We start from the raw sequence: 17,874 nt of genomic DNA on the forward strand, positions 1-17,874 counted from the left end.
TATTCCGTAATATATGGGTGAAATAACCAAATTTAACGAATTTTGGAATCATTTCTATAACACATTTGGAATAAAAAAGGATTTTGAATTATACTATAAAATTTAAATGCATAGATTATATCAATATTGTCCATACTGCACAATTCCGGTTATAATATCTTCATACCTATCACAGCTGCTGCTTCTGCATCAGCAAGGGCATGATGATGATTTGAAAGGTCATACCCACACTCTTTCGCGACTGTTGGCAATTTATGGTTGGGCAATCTTTTACCGAAGACCTTGCGTGATGCTTCACAAGTACAATAAAATTTATAGTTAGGATAGGTCATCTCAAATCTCTTATGTGCTGCTTTCAGGCATCCTTCATCAAAACGACTGAAATGTGCTACTAATGGAAGACCCTCCAATAATGGCGATAATTCTGCCCATACCTCCGGAAACGTATCAGCGGCATCCGTATCACTACGGGTTAATCCGTGGACCATTACATTTCTCGGATTATAATAATTAGGCACCGGATGAATCAGTCTATATCGTTTATCTGTTATACGGCCGTTTCTAACCACGACAATACCGACACTACATACGCTGCATGCGTTGCCATTGGCGGTTTCAAAATCTATTGCTGCAAAATTTAACATTTCTACAATTATATATTATTTCTTCTGAAGTGTTCCAGACTTCTTTATATTATACGCAACATCTCTGTATTTATTTTGACATATTCCAACTCTTCATTAATTTTGCACTTGCAGGTAGAATCTGCAATTAAGTCATTTAACGAATCATCAAATGAAAATAAATTCATACGATAAAACTTTCTTTGAGTTTATTGAAGTAAATGCTAAAGAAGATCTGTCAAGACTCAAACTTAAATATCATGGCAAAAGTCTGCCTTTCGATCTGGACTTCGCATTGCTCCAGATCGAATGTCGGCGTAAATATGCCATAAAAATGAAAAACTTCCTGTCAAACTCAAATGTGGTTTTCCCTTCAATATTGGCAGCAGAGCAAGCCTCTCATGAAAGCATTGCGACATTCCATGCATCCATTATAGGAAATTCGGAGCGTTCTATTGATATGACCTCAGGATTGGGAATTGATGCGTTTGCAATTGCCCGCAACTCCGGCTCTTTGATTGCTTGCGAACTTGATCCGGAAAGATTTCAAGCACTTACATACAATAAAGAAATTCTTGGTCTATTCAACATAACAGTTGTCAACGGCGATTCTGTGCGATTCATATCTGATTCAAGAAATCATTTCAACACTGTATTTATTGATCCGGCTCGTAGAAATAAAAACGGTCGGGTATACAATTTCAAAGACTGCCAACCTGACGTCATCCCTCTGATCAAAGAGTTAAGAAATAAGGCAGACAGGATATTTATAAAAGCATCCCCTCTACTCGACATCTCTCAGACCATAAGAGATATTCCCGACCTTACAGCCATACGGGCAGTAAGCGTGATGGGTGAATGTAAGGAGATTTTAGTGGAAATAAACAACCTATGCTACAATTCTGAGGATAATCCTATCCCGATAGTTGCTGAAGCAGTCGATTTAAATAATAATGGAGAAATCTCCAGTCGTTTCACATATAAAATTCCTCGGATAAATGATCGGCTGACATGCGTTCCCCAATCATATAATGACATCTCAACCGACAATCCAATTAATTCTATATATAATGGTATATTATATGCCGGGAAAGAAGACATATCTCCGGGGAATTACATATACGAACCTAACGCTCCCATGATGAAACTTGCCCCTTGGAATGCTCTTTCAACCAGCTACCCATCAATAAAAAAACTTTCCCCATCATCCCATCTGTTTGTATCCACAGAGTTTATTCCTGATTTCCCTGGTAGAAAATTATTGATTGATTCTCTGCCTGATAAAAAAAGTCGGAAAAGCCTACATGGGAAACCAATAAATATCGTAACAAGGAATTATCCCGTGGCTCCGGATATTCTCAGGAAGCAGCTTGGAGTAAAGGAAGGAGATCTTGATTTTCTTTATGCCTCAAGATTGGATAAGACTCCAATATTTATTTTGTGTCATAAATTGTAACCCAACAAAAAAAGGAGTTTCCTTCACACTTGGAAACCCCTTTTTCTTTTGAAGTTATATAAACTTTTCAGGTATATTTCTATCAGAATCTTAATCCTGCTGACAAAACTATCTGACTATTATTCAACGATAGTTTTGCCTGAGGCGATGGGATGACTGTGCCGTTATCCACATCCGGCGTGTAGGCATGATACTCTGACGACATATTCTTATAGATATATGCAAGATCTACATAGAATCTCTGATAACGATAACCCGCTCCACATGTGATGTAGCTTGTGTGATTATCAAACCTGTAATTCGGCATTGTGCCGGAAGTCCAGATAATCTCCTTATTGTCTGCCACATTCTGTTTTACCGGAGAAGTGGTATAGCTATACCCGGCACGGAGGCTGAACGAAGGCGTCACTCGGTATTCTGCGCCGACACGTATAGTATTTGTTGAACGGTAATAATTACGGATATCACTGTTTGTATCGGAAAATGAATTGTTTTCGTAATCTCCAAATCCACGTGGCTTAAGTTCTCCTGCTCGGTTTTTGGCTGGTCCATACCAAGGATCCCAATCATAGTCCCAATCTCCACCCCAGCCGGAACCGACTCCATAACTGCCTGGATCGGAAAATTTCATCTTATCATAGCTCGCCCATTCATAGTCAAGCGATAGAATCAGACGATTGTCTATTACTCCCGCCACTCCGGCAATCAACTTCCACGGTGTCCGGAAACACATCTCATTCTCTCCAAGATAGCCGCCATTGGTATCAACAGCCCCGCTTTCATTCCCGCCATACGTATAATCTATGCTTGCTCCGAAATTTTCAGTCAGATTATACCAAGTCGGGGTATGGAATGAGAATCCGAAACGTAGTTCCTGAATAGGCTTCAATATCAAGCCAAACTGATAGTTGAAACCACTTCCATGAACGTTATAATAATTTCCCAATCGCCAATCCGCACTCTCCCTAACAATCTCATTGTTCAATCCCGGGACATAGGCATCGTTCAGGCTCTCCGACCAGAGACTTTGCATCGTGTAGTTCATATTAACGATATCAAAGTTCATACCCCAATACACCACATTTGATATATTTCCACCTATGGCGATGTTATACTCATCTACAGCACCTTTCTCATGCACCTTAAAAGAGCCTGTGCCAGATGTGCCATTTCCCCATTGTCCAAACCATTGGGTGTCTGATCCGCTTCCTGTAGGATTTATCAAGTAACCGTCATAACCCAATATCGGAAGCCATGGAAAGACATATCCTCCATCTGTTGGATTATATGGGTCATAATCATCCGTTGTCGATAAGTCATTCTCCGTTAGTCCTTCTCCATTTGCAATCCCGGCAATATAGTTACTCAAAGAATTGGATAACTTTGGTATGTTTCCGCCATAAACCCTGTTGAATGAGGCCGCTTTATTGTAGGAAAAACCAAAATTTACATTCGGAAACGTCATGCTGGGGAGACGCATCGTGAACACCGCTCCAATATTATTGAGAAGGAACTTTGTCTGGCTCATATCATTACTGATACCTTGAGACGTTGACGTTGAGCTTTGACAATCAAGATCCACTGTAAATCCCACCTCATTACTCCTGTATATACCTATACCGGCAGGATTCTGTGACAAGGTTGATAAATCACCACCCAACGCACTGAATGCTCCACCCATTCCCATAAAACGTGCAGTACCTTTCATGTCTGGTTGTGAGATACGGTAAGCATCAATTGCTCCTTGACCATAAGCCATCCCCGCTCCTGAGAGAATGGCACTTAATATAAATACTGATTTATTCATTGCGCGATAAAGCAAATAATAAGACAATATGAAAATTTAACTCCCTGTCAACAATACGCATCCTTGACTCACTGTTGATAAAGATCATTATGACCTTCTATATTATATAACAATCGGGAGCCCAAAAGTTTTGTGCCCCCGATCTTGTAAGGCTGAATATTGTTTCGACAGTAATCAACGGTGTCCTCGAGAACCGCCTCCGGTACTGCGTCCGCCTGTGCTACGTCCGCCTGTACTACGTCCGCCACCGAATCCTCCGGTACCTCTACCCGTATTATACGACCCTCTGTTATTATTATAGTTCGTATTACGATTGGTATTCGTATTGGTATTTCTATTTGTATTATAGCTACGGTGATTGGTATTGGTGTTCGTATTCCGGTCTACCCTTGTTCCCGTATTCCGGTTATCGTTGCCGCGTCCCGTATTTATGACACCTGTGCCGGCCTTACGATGACCTGTTGTGCCACTTGTGTTGTATTCCCACCTGCCATTATTATTGACAACACCGGTGCTACCTCCTGGACGTGGTATTGATCCCCCCTGTGACATATTACCCGGGCGTGAACCAGATGACGGACGTCCGGAAGTGCTGGGTCGGGAAGGCTGACGATGAGCAAGATTTCCACCGGGACGCGTGGTTGATGACCAACCCGGACGTGGTGCCGAAGGACGATTTCCGGAAGGACGCCAATCCGCCATTGGCGGACGACCTCCACCGACAGGTCCTCCCCAGGATGGTCCCCAACCCCAAGACGGACCCCAGCCCCAGGATGGTCCCCATGTCCAAGACGGACCCCATGCCCAAGATGGTCCCCAATTCCACCCCCAGTTCCATGAATACCATGGATCATAGAATCCTACGCTCCATCCCCATGGACCGGCATTAAAGCCCCAACCCGGATAGTAACGATAACTCCACGGTGAGTATGTATATGGAGAAAATATCGGCAGTCCATTATTGTCGATCACTATCTCTACGTTGCCATAAGAATTGGCAAGCAAATCGCCAAGCACATCGGCATTATCTACAACAATGGTGGGATTGTAATATTTCTGTATCTGTTGGGTATAGACAAAATCCTCCCCATTTTCAGCATACGCGCCAATAGTATCTATCGGAGTGGCATAATACTGCTCTCCACGACGATTATAGGTATCGACGTCCATGTCTGCCATATTGGCAATGTAGTTTGACTTCTTTTTCTTCTTTTGAAACGAAGTCGTCTGATCCTTTTTAGGATCATAATAGATGTCGTCGTCAAAATAGCCCTGTGCCATGAGCACGGGCGTCCCCAACGCCACCAATGCAGAAAGTATCAGTTGATTTTTCATAATCTTTTTTGTATTATGAGCCTCTCTGACTGAGACAAGCTCTCGTTTCTTGATTCATTACTTTATTGTCTGACAATTTAATCGTCAAATAGTTTAATCCTATCAACTATTTAACATTTCCTATCAATTCTCCTTTCCTTATGATTCCCTATTTCCATAAATCATCCCAATTCAAAATTTAAGGTAAAAGTCTCCACACAAATTTCTATAATCATCTGTAGGAATACCTTCATCTTGAAACATTGTCAACATAGGCACCTCTTCCCTTTTCACAGAAACATGGCATCCCTCATCAACATCTTTGGAAAACTCCATCAATACACGTTTTACAGAAGCCTCCGGATGATTCCTCACAAACATCGCTCTGACAAGAACCAATCCCAACGATATGCCCCAATCTCTTAATTTATCAAAGAACTCCGACGGCACTATCATTGCCACTCTTCCTCCATCTGCCAAAAGCTTAGGCGATCTCTCCAACAATACGTATGGAGAAAACTCACCCTGATGACGTGCCGCTATGCGGGTTGTCGTAAGGTCGGTGACTCCGGAATCAAAATAAGGCGGATTACTTACTATCAGGTCAAATCCATATCCTTCCGGTGAAAAATCCACATACGACTCTTGCCGCACCTGCAATCTGTCACTCCATGGAGAATCCTTGAAATTACATTGAGCCTCATCCACTGAGGCTGAGTCTATGTCTATACCCAGAATTTCAGCAGCATGGTTACGTTGAGCAAGCATCAATGCTATAAGACCGCAACCGGTTCCGGCATCAAGTATCCTTTTGCCGGAAGCCGATGACCATGCTCCAACCATAACACCGTCAACACCAACTTTCATACTGCCATGACCATGACCCACTGAAAATTGTTTGAAATGAAATTTTCCTGCTTTCATGATGCAAAGATAATCAGAATTTATCATATTACATTTATTATTATGATAAACTTGCCCTATCCTTCACTCAATAATGATACAATCGGATAAAAAAACTGTTTTTTCAATTAATTTCACAACTCCCTTTACCTATGTATGGATAGATTTGACTAATTTTGCACTATGCTTAGAAAGAAATACCCTTTATATTCTGCTGAATCTGCTGATTTCAATGTCAGCGGTTCATTCATAGCTGAGATTCCATCAGCCGACGACATCAATTCCTTCTCTTTTGATGCCTCAAATGTGACATTGCTCCCTTTGGTCGACAATGTGATATTCCCGGGAATGCCTCAACCGGTGAAATTGGAAAACGAGTATCTGGAAACGCTCGTCAAAGATGCCTATGAAAAAGGTTCCACGCTCTTCGCCGTCACTGTGAAGGAGAATATTGAGACTCCTTCTAAATTAAAAGACTTCTATAATGTCGGGATAATCTGCAAAGTTGTCAAAATCATAAGAATGCCGGGGACCACTCCGGTAGCATTCGTAAGCACCGGATTACGGGCAAAGCTAATGAGTCTGACAAAAGAATCCGAATGGCTTTCTGCTGAAATAGAAATCATGCCTCAAATCGAAACTGATGATAACTCTTACGAGGTGGATTGCTTATGGGAAAATATACGGGACGCATACGAAAATATATTGTCATATATACCCGACCATGATAGAGAACGTATTTCCGATTCTTTAAAAGGTCTTAATGAGAAACCTGAGTTCGCCATATATTTCATGGCTTCCAATTCTCCACTATCTATTGAGGAAAGAGCGAAACTTCTGTATAGCAACACATTTAAAGACCTTCTTGAGAGTTTCTTGAAAGACCTTGATCTTTCTCTGCAAAAACTCGCCATCCAGGCAAGTATACACCAACGCACTCACGAGGACTTGAATCAGAAGCAGAAGGAGCATTTTCTCCAACAGCAACTCAGAGCAATTCAAGATGAACTTGGAAATGTCTCTGAAAATTCTGATGTAGATGAATTAATGGCAAGAGCTGCCGAGAAAACATGGAATAAGGAGAATCAGACGCATTTTGAGAAAGGATTGAAAAAATTAGAACGGTTCAATTCTCAGAATCCGGAATATTCAATCCAATACTCATATCTTGACACCTTGCTTAACTTGCCGTGGAATCATTATTCTCCGGATAATTTCTCTTTGTCAAAAGTAGAGAAAATACTTAACCGTGACCACTACGGGCTGGAAAAGGTAAAGGAACGTATAATCGAGCAAATGGCTGTCATTAAGCTGCGTAAAGATATGAAAGCACCTATTATATGCTTATACGGACCTCCGGGAGTTGGAAAGACTTCCCTCGGAAAATCTATAGCTGATGCTCTCGGACGAGAATACGCACGCGTATCTTTAGGCGGACTACATGACGAAGCTGAAATACGCGGACACAGACGCACCTATATCGGGGCGATGCCCGGAAGGATATTGGCTGCCCTCTCAAAATGCGGCACCGGTAATCCTGTTTTCGTCTTGGATGAGATTGACAAAATTGGCAAGGATTTTAAAGGTGATCCATCTACTGCTCTACTCGAAGTGCTTGATCCCGAACAAAACGGAAAATTCCATGATAATTACATTGATTGTGACTATGATCTCTCGCACATCATGTTTATTGCCACTGCCAATAATCTCTCCGAAATATCCGGTCCACTGCTTGACCGTATGGAAATAATAGAAATCGGAGGATATATCCCTGAGGAAAAAATTGAGATAGCACGTCGGCATCTTGTGCCGAAATCTTTGAAAGACCACGGATTGGGAGAGGATAAAATCTCATTTGAGAAGAATGCTCTTGAGTATATCATCGAACGCTACACCCGTGAATCTGGAGTAAGACGCCTTGAAAAAACCATTGCAAAGATTCTGAGAAAAGTAGCCAGGCTAAAAGCTTCCGGAAAGGAATATCCAAAACTAATCTCCACAAAACTTGTAAAGGAGTTTCTCGGCAAAGAAGAGGTCAATCCCGACATTTATGAGAACAATAAGTTTGCCGGAGTAGTTACAGGACTCGCCTGGACCCAGGTGGGTGGTGAAATTCTATTCATCGAGTCGTCACTATCTCCGGGAAATGGTGAGAAACTCACACTTACCGGAAACCTTGGTGATGTAATGAAAGAATCGGCGATTATTGCCCTTCAATACCTTAAGGCTCATGCCCGTAAGCTTGGTATTGACTCAGAATTGTTTACAAAGGCAAATGTCCACATCCATGTGCCCGAAGGTGCGATCCCGAAAGACGGACCATCTGCCGGCGTGACAATGGCAACATCTCTTGCCTCCGCTTTCCTCGGTAGGAAAGTTCGCGAGAAGACAGCAATGACCGGAGAAATAACATTGCGGGGGAAAGTGCTTCCGGTAGGAGGAATAAAAGAAAAAATCCTTGCCGCAAAACGTGCAGGAATTGCAGATATTATCCTCTCAGAAGCCAACAGAAAAGATATTGAAGAGATCAACTCAAAATATCTCAAAGGATTGACGTTCCATTTTGTCGAGACCGTGGAAGACGTGCTTGATTTCGCACTCCTGCCAGAGCTCGCCGAAAACCGATTCGAGATATAACAATCCCCCGTACTTATACAACCGATTATACATTAACGGCGGCATATTCTGATGCCGCAGTTAATGTATAATCGGTTGTATATATTCATTGATAATAAGTACAAATTCAGTGTGTGTCAAGTAATCGGATCGCAAATCCGATCAAAAGCATCTGCCTGGTTCTTCTTATTATTCTGCAACAGAAGTCTCCTCATCAAGCTGCCAGACTATCTTATTGGCCATCTTCACCGCTAATGATATATGGGGGCATATATGATCCTTTCCTATCAGCTTATCGATACCTACATGCTCAAGTACGCTTCGGACATTATCATTTACTCCGGAAAGCACTACATGAATACCCTCCTCTTGTGAAGCCCTTATCAGGATTTCAAGGTTATGCACAGCTGTCGCATCAATAAACGGCACTTTTCGCATTCTTATAATTCTGACTTTGGGCTTATCTCCCATCGTGGTACGCATCATTTCATCAAACTTTGTAGCGATTCCAAAGAAGAACGGTCCATCTATCTCATATACCTGCACTCCCTTCGCAACATCAAGAACCTCATGCGAAGTGGATTCTGTCCCCTCCGCTATGTCAAGCTGTTCGCTGTACACCTTAATCTGGACATTCTCCGTAACTCGACGCAAGAACAGTATCACAGCAAGCAGCAGTCCAATCTCTATCGCTATTGTTAGGTCAAATATTACTGTCAAAAGAAACGTGACCACAAGCACAGTGACATCACTCTTAGGATTCTTAAGGATTGCCCTTACAGTACGCCAACCACTCATATTATAGCTCACCACTATAAGTACCGCAGCAAGACAAGCCATCGGAACAAGATTGATAAGTGGCATCATGAACAGGAATATTACCAAAAGCACTATCGCATGAATGACCCCGGCTATCGGCGTGCGTCCACCATTGGTTATATTTGTCATGGTACGGGCTATTGCTCCCGTGACAGGGATACCGCCAAAGAACGGCACCATCATATTTGCCACACCTTGACCTATCAATTCCGTATTCGATCCGGTCTTAGATCCGGTGATACCATCTGCTACCGTAGCCGAAAGCAATGATTCTATTGAGCCGAGAACTGCAATCGTAAATGCTGACGGCAATAGAAGATTGATAGTATCCATTGAGAACACAAAACCCTTGGGTGCCGGTATTGTAGTGACCAGATCGCCAAATCGGTCTCCAATAGTCGCCACATGATATTCCGGAAAATTGCTGTTAAGCAACCATACCCCAAGTGTGACAAGAATTATAGCAATCAATGCTCCTGGTAATTTCTTGGAAATCATCGGTACGGAAATGATTATTAGCAATGACACCACCCCAACAATCGTAGACACTATGTCGATATTACCAAAATTACTAAAATACATCCCCCATTTTGGAATAAATGCCGCAGGCATATTTGTAAGTCCAAGCCCGAAAAAGTCATTCATCTGAGTGGAGAAGATTGTCAAGGCTATACCCGCAGTAAACCCCACTACTATCGGATATGGTATGAACTTTATAACTGTGCCGAGATGGAAAAGCCCCATCAGCACAAGTATGACGCCAGCCATAAACGTAGCGATTGCAAGACCTTCAAGTCCAAAATTTTCTATTATTCCGTAGACAATTACTATAAATGCACCCGTGGGTCCACCGATCTGAACAGAACAACCTCCCAATGCCGATACCAGAAATCCCCCAATTATTGCTGTTATAAGTCCCACAGTCGGGCTCACTCCACTCGCTATTGCAAATGCTACAGCAAGTGGCAAAGCAACGATGCCAACGACTATGCCGGCAATTAAGTCACTCTTAAATTTTGTAAACGAATAATCCCTCAATGCCGAAATCAACTTCGGCTTAAAATCAATAGGACCTGAAAGTGTCATAATGACTGATGTTAGTTAGCTATTAATATTCTGTAACCTAAAACAAGCATCTCTTGTTTCAGACCGCAAAATTACAAAATATATGTTAAAAAACATAATAATATAACACAAAACGAACTCATCAAACGCATTCAGCCTATCTATAAGTACAAAAAAAAATTGATTGTCGTCCCGACAACCAATCTTCTGTTAACCTTAAAATCTAATACCATGAAAAACTCACTGCAAAATTATAAATTATTTTTCAAGACAATGCTATAAAACATAAAAAAAATATCATACTTTAACATCTTTTAATCTAATATAAAAAATTATGTTAACATTTAAATTTCAGAGTGACCGTTATAATTGCTTACAATTCAATTATTCTTGTCATTGTTATTCCTTGTCTGCTTTAATTCCGTAAACTGGCTCTACTTCGTTGTCAGCTTTAAACCCAGTCTCATAAGAAATGGGTCTTAGTTCCGTCACCGATCCCACTGGAGAGGAAGCCCGTTCTTCACCGGTTCTACATCAATAAAAAAGAATCGCCTTTCGTGAAAGACAATCCTTATTTGGGCATTGGTGTATATACAAAAAAATTGATTGTCATCCCGACAACCAATCTTCTGTTAACCTTAAAATCTAATACCATGAAAAACTCACTGCAAAATTACAAATTATTTTTCAAAATCTGTTATTAAACATAAAATAATTTCATCTTTTAACATAAATTTAACTCTTGCAGAGGTTTTCTGGCATAATATTTAATTTTGTTAACACGAAGATTGGCTTAAGCTAAATCTATGATTATGTTCAGACAAAATTATATTCAGTTTATCATACCGGATATGGCAACTATCCTTTTGGATATTGGACAGTGAAACATCATTCCGATACGACATCCTGAAAATTCAGGTCAGCTATACGATCCTGTTGGAAATTCACACTTAGGTGCAGTTTAAACAGTAAGTATTCCGATATTTCACCTCATGGTGTCAGAATCGGATTTATCCGGATCCGCAATTCCTAAGAAACTCGCATTTGATAAGAATACCGAAACAAAAGGCGTAAAAAAATTGATTGTCATCCCGACAACCAATCTTCTGTTAACCTTAAAATCTAATACCATGAAAAACTCACTGCAAAATTACAAATTATTTTTCAAAACAATGCTATAAAACATAAAAAAAATCCAACTTTAATATTAATTAACATTTGCATCAAAAACAAGGGTGACTCATAGCATCATGAATCACCCCATAAACGCTTAATAATAAAGACTTAGCGTATAAACAACAGCTCGCGATATTTCGGGAGAGGCCAGATCTCATTGTCAACCATAAGCTCAAGGGAATCTATATGCATCCTAATCTCCTCAAGAAGGGGAGCAACTGTATCATGATATGCAATTGCCTTATCACGTTCACTCGGCTTCCTATTAGCGATATGACGCGAACTTACCATCTTCTCTACAAGAGACTTTATAGCACTCATGTGCTCCGAAATCTGCTCAATAGTGAGCATGTCTTGACCACCGATCTTTCGTGCGGTTGACTCATCAAACAATTGCTTGATCTTATACACATTGTCAAGCAGTAATCTCTGATAAGTGATAGCAGCAGGAATAATATGATTGATGGCAAGATCCCCAAGCACACGCGACTCTATCTGAAGCTTCTTGGAATACATCTCCCATTTCACCTCATTCCTTGCCTCAAGTTCCTTCTCACTGAAGATACCCGCTTTCCTGAACATATCAATGGTAGAGGGTTCCATATATTTGTCAAACATTAACGGCGCCGAAGATTCTGTGTCAAGACCCCGACGTTTCGCCTCCTCCTTCCATTCTTCGCTATAGCCGTTTCCATCAAACTGAATAGCACGAGAACGTATGATATTCTCACGTGCCTCATCAAGAAGAACCTTATCAATATTCTCTCCCGATGCCACTCGCTTCTCCACACGATCTGCAAATTCATCAAGTTCGACAGCTACAGCCGCATTCAATGCAATGAGTGCTGATGCACAGTTGGCTGATGAACCCACCGCACGATATTCAAATCTATTTCCGGTAAATGCGAACGGACTGGTACGGTTACGATCGGTATTATCTATCAAAAGATCCGGTATCTGACTTACGTCAAGACGCATACCCTCTTTGCCTTCAAGAATGATTGAATCAGTCTCGTTCTTCTCGATACTGTCAAGTATCTGTGTCAACTGACTTCCGAGGAACATTGAGATTATTGCCGGAGGAGCCTCATTGGCACCAAGACGATGGGCATTAGTAGCCGACATAATGGAGGCTTTCAACAATGCATTATGCTTATGCACTGCCGACATGACATTGCTGACAAACACAATAAATTCCAAATTGCGCTTCGGCGTCTTTCCCGGGGAGAACAACAGTTTACCCGTATCAGTCCCAAGACTCCAGTTATTGTGCTTACCGCTACCGTTTATCCCTGCAAACGGCTTCTCATGAAGCAGTACACGGAAATTATGACGGCGTGCCACCTCATTCATCACCGACATCAGCAGAAGATTATGATCATTGGCAAGATTAGCCTCCTCAAATATCGGAGCAAGTTCAAATTGATTTGGAGCCACCTCATTATGGCGGGTTTTGGCAGGTATTCCAAGACGATGACATTCCAATTCAAGGTCAAGCATGAATGCCTCTACCCTACTCGGTATTGCTCCGAAATAATGGTCTTCAAGCTGCTGGTTCTTTGCACTCTCATGACCCATCAATGTACGCCCTGTCAATACCAGGTCAGGACGTGCTGCATACAATGATTCATCTACAAGGAAATATTCCTGCTCCCAGCCGAGATAACATTCCACATGCTTCACCGACTTATCAAAGAATCTCGCAACACGTGTTGCCGACTTATCGATTGCATTCAGCGTGCGGAGAAGAGGAGTCTTGTAGTCAAGCGCCTCTCCCGTATAGGATATGAAAATCGTAGGGATACACAACGTATTTCCAACGATAAATGCAGGCGAAGAAATATCCCATGCTGAATATCCTCGGGCTTCAAATGTATTACGGATACCTCCGTTAGGGAAGCTGGAGGCATCAGGCTCCTGCTGCACAAGGAGTTTACCCGTGAATGTCTCTATTACGCCCCCCTTGCCATCATGTTCTATAAAGGCATCATGCTTCTCTGCTGTGCCTCCTGTCATCGGCTGGAACCAGTGGGTGTAATGACGGGCACCCTGCTCTACTGCCCAACGCTTCATTCCCTCTGCTACACTGTCAGCTATTTCGCGATTCAAAGGCTCCTTATTATCTATAGCCTTTACGAGTGCCTCGTATGTAGTGCGTGGAAGATATTGAAACATTTTCTGGCGATTGAACACCTTTTCGGCATAATACTGATCAACCCTTTCTTTGGGAAGGTCCACCTTTACTGCCTTGCGGGAGGAGGCTTCCTCCACACTTTTAAACCTTAGATCTGACATACCTTTAGATTTTTTTGGAAACTTTTAATCTTTTTCTCTATTTAATAACGCAAGCATTGCTTTTTCAGTATTTTCTCGGCTATTGAATCCCGTCAGACGCACATAGCCGTCACCTTTTGTGCCGAAACCGGAACCCGGGGTAGTGGAAAATCCGCATACCCTAAGCAACTGATCAAAGAGGCCCCATGAATCCACACCCTCTCCGGCATATACCCATACGTATGGAGAATCCTCCCCTCCAAATGCCTTATAACCTGCCTGTATAAATGCCTGCTTGATAATAGCTGCATTACCAAGATAATAATCAGTGGCAGCCTTGACCGATGAGATTCCTTCCGGAGTATAGATCGCGGCAGCTCCCTTCTGTGCTATATATGAAGCACCATTGAATTTAGTGGTTTGCCTTCGATTCCACAATGTATTGAGAGAAACGTCTGACCCGTCTGCATATTTACCTTTCAACTCACGCGGAACCACCGTATACCCACAACGGAGTCCGGTGAAACCTGCCGTTTTGGAATAGCTTCTAACCTCTATTGCCACCTTTTTAGCTCCATCTAATTCATAAATGGAACGAACACTATCCGGATTACGCACGAATGATTCATAAGCCGAATCATATATAATCAAGCTATCATTATCACGCGCATAGTCCACCCATTTCTGAAGTTCATCTCGAGTGATCGACTCGCCCGTCGGATTATTGGGGAAGCATAGGAATATGACGTCGACATGCTCCTGGGGAAGATTAGGCATGAAATGGTTCTCCGGATTACAATCAAGATATACAAGATTGCTCCATCTTCCGGCGCAAAGGCTTCCGGCACGACCATCTATAACATTATCATCCACATAGACCGGATAAGCCGGATTCATGACAGCCACCTTACATTCTTTGGAGTAAATGTCGCCTAAATTCCCAAGATCACTCTTCGCACCGTCGCTTACGAATATATCCGATGCACTGATATCGATTCCTCTTGATTGATAATCATGCGATGCTATTGCATCCCGCAAAAACAGATATCCTTGTTCCGGGCCATATCCATGAAATGTTGTCGCTTTTGAAAGTTCATCAACACCCTCATGCATCGCTTTTATGACACATGGGAACAATGGACGAGTGACATCCCCTATATCCATTCTGATTATCTCCTTACCGGGATTCTCCTCTTTATATACGGAAATCTTACGGGCAACTTCCGAAAAGAGATATGACACAGGCAGCTGCCTGAAATTATCATTTACCAACATAAATTCTTATACCTGATTAATCATTTTAATTTTATAGGTAGGCATTAATCCGGCTGATAATAATAATGACCCTCCGCCACAAATTCTGCCGGACCATGCATGTGGACATGCCCATTCTCCTTATCTATCCTGATATTCAGTATGCCACCAAGCAGAACAACTTCCACCTCATTTCCCGACAAACCTTTCAGGAAGGAAGCTACCGCTGACGCACACGCTCCTGTACCACACGCAAGAGTCTCACCCGTTCCCCGCTCCCAGACACGCATCTTCAATCTCGTCGGAGATTCCACCTCTACAAACTCTATATTGGCCTTCTCCGGCCAAACGTCAGAGGTCTCCAATATACTGCCGTAATGATGCACAAGACAGTCGTCTATAGAATCTGTAAATATCACGCCATGTGGATTACCCATACCTACTGCCGTGATCAGAAATTCTCTCCCGTCAGCCACAACAGGCTCGTCAATCATCACATCATCAATCGCTCCTTTTGCCGGAATATCCTTACAATGGAGATAATAACACCCCATGTCTACTGTGACGCTTCGTGTTTCGCCATCCTCTATATGGAGCCGCAATATCTTTATGCCACTGTTAGTTTCAAGAAGAATCTCCTCTTTATCCGTGAATCCCTTATCATATAAGTATTTCGCGACACACCGGCTTGCATTGCCACACATCTGCGCCTCACTTCCGTCTGCATTAAACATTCGCATACGAAAATCGGCGCTGGAGGAGGGCATTATTACTATCAGCCCGTCACCGCCAACGCCGAAATGTCTGTCACTTATTTTTGTAGCCAAGTCCGGTAGGTTTACCGTCCCCGGACTTAATGAGGTCGGAGTTCCTAATGCGTCAATGTATACGTAATCATTGCCCGCACCCTGCATCTTTGTAAAATATATCTTTCTTTTCTCAGGCATATTTCGTTTTTTACCTGTTTTAGCACCACATTTATGAATATGATACCGTTATTTATTTTCCGACTGCAAAATTATCATTTTTTTTAATACTTCACAACATTTTTCTAATTTTATTTATTTTTTTATTTCTCTTATAATATAAACTGAATTAAAATTGCCTGTAAATTAAGACCTCATATCATAAAAAATTAATACCGCTTAGTATCACACTCAAGTCGATTTGATAATTTTACAAGATTATCTTTGTAAGCAGCTGTCTGAACTCACATGGACAGAGCTAATATTATTTCATCAGAAACCATGATCCCTTTATGGCTTAATTTCAACAAAACCCCATCATATATAAGGTCTCCATTATCAATAAACGGACGGGCATTATTTATTAGGCGTTGTTTATCCAATATCCCGAACCTACCTTCATATTCTGTAGTATCCATTCCGGCAGCCAACCTCATACGCGTAATAAGCATCTCCTCTGCCAATTCTTCCTTGCTAAGATGCTCCTCTTCATAAAACACACTATTCCCTACCGCTGCATCCGTCGGGGAATCGGCACAATAAAAGGATAGGTAACGTTTCAAGTCATTAGGATTAGACCTACGTATATCTATGCCGTCATACGAATGTGCCGACGGACCCAATCCAAGGTATGGATTCCCATACCAATAACGGCTATTATGCACAGATTCCTTCCCGGGAAGGGCATAATTTGAGATCTCATATTGGCAATATCCCTCCTTTCTCAATCTCTCAGACAATATTCTCCACATCGCCAGACATTCATCTTCATTTGGGAAATTAAGACGACCTTTATCTCGAAGCACACTAAGGGCTGTCCCCTCTTCAAACATTAAGGAGTATGCCGACAAATGCTCCGGTCGCATATCCATAGCAACCGACACACTTTCACGCCAGCTTTCCACACTCTGTCCTGGAAGTCCATACATGAGATCTATACTTATATTGTCAAAATATTCTCTAAGCACTCCATACGCATCAATTGAGCTTTTGGAGTTATGTCTACGCTTTACAGCAAGCAATTCTGAATCAACAAACGATTGGCAACCCATACTCACTCGGTTCACACCACAATCTCTCCATACCCTACATTTATCTTCCGTGACGTCCTCCGGATTTACCTCAATCGTAAATTCCGAGATATGAATACTTCCTCCAAACTCCAAAGTGATACCATTCACAAGATGCCGAAACTCATCACATGGAATCAACGAAGGTGTGCCTCCTCCTATATATATAGTAGCTACACTGCTTTTCAACTCCCGCCTCCTTATGTGCAACTCTTTCAACAATGCCTTGGTGAGCTGCTGCCAATCTGCACACGATGCCCCCCCACTGTAAAAATCGCAATAAATGCATTTACTCCTGCAATATGGTACATGAATATATAATCCTGATTGTTTCATACTGTAACATTGTTAGTTATCCATAATTCTCTGACAATATTGGACTGTCACAGATTGCGAATTTAGTAAAAAAATATGGAAATGTGTTTTTTAACATATAAATTTCATATCATCATTCCGGATAATTTTACTAAATTGCGTTCGAATTTCAATCCAACCGATAAGAATTGGTGAAATTCCGCATTTATCTGCACAA

General features: G+C 41.8%; 11 protein-coding genes. 2 read left to right on the forward strand and 9 right to left on the reverse strand.

What is annotated here, in order from left to right:
- Positions 1-149 precede the first annotated feature (149 nt).
- Positions 150-644 (reverse strand): 3'-5' exonuclease, encoded by a 495-nt coding sequence (locus E5331_RS04985; protein ID WP_123481815.1) that lies wholly within the window; start codon positions 642-644, stop codon positions 150-152.
- A gap of 151 nt (positions 645-795) precedes the next feature.
- Here E5331_RS04985 and E5331_RS04990 point away from each other — a divergent pair, with 151 nt between their 5' ends.
- The gene (locus tag E5331_RS04990; protein ID WP_123481814.1) at positions 796-2,079 is read left to right on the forward strand and encodes a class I SAM-dependent methyltransferase; all 1,284 of its coding nucleotides are present in this window, start codon (positions 796-798) and stop codon (positions 2,077-2,079) included.
- A gap of 82 nt (positions 2,080-2,161) precedes the next feature.
- Here E5331_RS04990 and E5331_RS04995 read toward each other — a convergent pair whose 3' ends face one another.
- From E5331_RS04995 to E5331_RS05005, 3 genes are all read right to left on the reverse strand, one after another.
- The gene (locus E5331_RS04995; protein ID WP_123481813.1) at positions 2,162-3,886 is read right to left on the reverse strand and encodes an OmpP1/FadL family transporter; all 1,725 of its coding nucleotides are present in this window, start codon (positions 3,884-3,886) and stop codon (positions 2,162-2,164) included.
- A 174-nt stretch (positions 3,887-4,060) separates the two neighbouring features.
- The gene (locus E5331_RS05000) at positions 4,061-5,221 is read right to left on the reverse strand and encodes a dermokine domain-containing protein (protein WP_135985414.1); all 1,161 of its coding nucleotides are present in this window, start codon (positions 5,219-5,221) and stop codon (positions 4,061-4,063) included.
- A 171-nt stretch (positions 5,222-5,392) separates the two neighbouring features.
- Positions 5,393-6,151 (reverse strand): tRNA1(Val) (adenine(37)-N6)-methyltransferase, encoded by a 759-nt coding sequence (locus E5331_RS05005; protein WP_123481811.1) that lies wholly within the window; start codon positions 6,149-6,151, stop codon positions 5,393-5,395.
- 135 nt (positions 6,152-6,286) lie between these two features.
- On the opposite strand from E5331_RS05005, the gene lon reads away from it, so the two are divergent.
- Complete coding sequence (gene lon, locus E5331_RS05010) at positions 6,287-8,740, forward strand: endopeptidase La (protein WP_123481810.1); 2,454 nt, start codon at positions 6,287-6,289, stop codon at positions 8,738-8,740.
- Between the two features lie 168 nt (positions 8,741-8,908).
- On the opposite strand, the gene E5331_RS05015 is transcribed toward lon, so the two are convergent.
- From E5331_RS05015 to hemW, 5 genes are all read right to left on the reverse strand, one after another.
- The gene (locus E5331_RS05015; RefSeq protein ID WP_123481809.1) at positions 8,909-10,624 is read right to left on the reverse strand and encodes a SulP family inorganic anion transporter; all 1,716 of its coding nucleotides are present in this window, start codon (positions 10,622-10,624) and stop codon (positions 8,909-8,911) included.
- Positions 10,625-11,887: 1,263 nt separating this feature from the next.
- Positions 11,888-14,074 (reverse strand): glutamine synthetase III family protein, encoded by a 2,187-nt coding sequence (locus tag E5331_RS05025; protein WP_123481807.1) that lies wholly within the window; start codon positions 14,072-14,074, stop codon positions 11,888-11,890.
- Positions 14,075-14,098: 24 nt separating this feature from the next.
- A complete protein-coding gene (locus E5331_RS05030) occupies positions 14,099-15,328 on the reverse strand; it encodes an LL-diaminopimelate aminotransferase (RefSeq protein WP_123481806.1) in 1,230 nt (409 codons plus the stop codon).
- A gap of 44 nt (positions 15,329-15,372) precedes the next feature.
- Positions 15,373-16,254: a diaminopimelate epimerase gene (gene dapF, locus E5331_RS05035; protein WP_123481805.1), complete on the reverse strand. Its 882-nt coding sequence runs from the start codon at positions 16,252-16,254 to the stop codon at positions 15,373-15,375.
- 263 nt (positions 16,255-16,517) lie between these two features.
- Entirely contained in the window at positions 16,518-17,678 is a 1,161-nt protein-coding gene (gene hemW / locus E5331_RS05040; RefSeq protein ID WP_123481804.1) for a radical SAM family heme chaperone HemW, read from the reverse strand.
- Positions 17,679-17,874 lie beyond the last annotated feature (196 nt).

This window comes from Lepagella muris (genome assembly GCF_004793975.1).
GTDB classification, from domain to species: Bacteria; Bacteroidota; Bacteroidia; order Bacteroidales; family Muribaculaceae; genus Lepagella; species Lepagella muris.

Coding starts and splice junctions, on each gene's coding strand:
- E5331_RS04985 (WP_123481815.1), bottom strand. CDS start 644: ATGTTAAATTTTGCAGCAATAGATTTTGAAACCGCCAATGGCAACGCA.
- E5331_RS04990 (WP_123481814.1), top strand. CDS start 796: ATGAAAATAAATTCATACGATAAAACTTTCTTTGAGTTTATTGAAGTA.
- E5331_RS04995 (WP_123481813.1), bottom strand. CDS start 3,886: ATGAATAAATCAGTATTTATATTAAGTGCCATTCTCTCAGGAGCGGGG.
- E5331_RS05000 (WP_135985414.1), bottom strand. CDS start 5,221: ATGAAAAATCAACTGATACTTTCTGCATTGGTGGCGTTGGGGACGCCC.
- E5331_RS05005 (WP_123481811.1), bottom strand. CDS start 6,151: ATGATAAATTCTGATTATCTTTGCATCATGAAAGCAGGAAAATTTCAT.
- lon (WP_123481810.1), top strand. CDS start 6,287: ATGCTTAGAAAGAAATACCCTTTATATTCTGCTGAATCTGCTGATTTC.
- E5331_RS05015 (WP_123481809.1), bottom strand. CDS start 10,624: ATGACACTTTCAGGTCCTATTGATTTTAAGCCGAAGTTGATTTCGGCA.
- E5331_RS05025 (WP_123481807.1), bottom strand. CDS start 14,074: ATGTCAGATCTAAGGTTTAAAAGTGTGGAGGAAGCCTCCTCCCGCAAG.
- E5331_RS05030 (WP_123481806.1), bottom strand. CDS start 15,328: ATGTTGGTAAATGATAATTTCAGGCAGCTGCCTGTGTCATATCTCTTT.
- dapF (WP_123481805.1), bottom strand. CDS start 16,254: ATGCCTGAGAAAAGAAAGATATATTTTACAAAGATGCAGGGTGCGGGC.
- hemW (WP_123481804.1), bottom strand. CDS start 17,678: ATGAAACAATCAGGATTATATATTCATGTACCATATTGCAGGAGTAAA.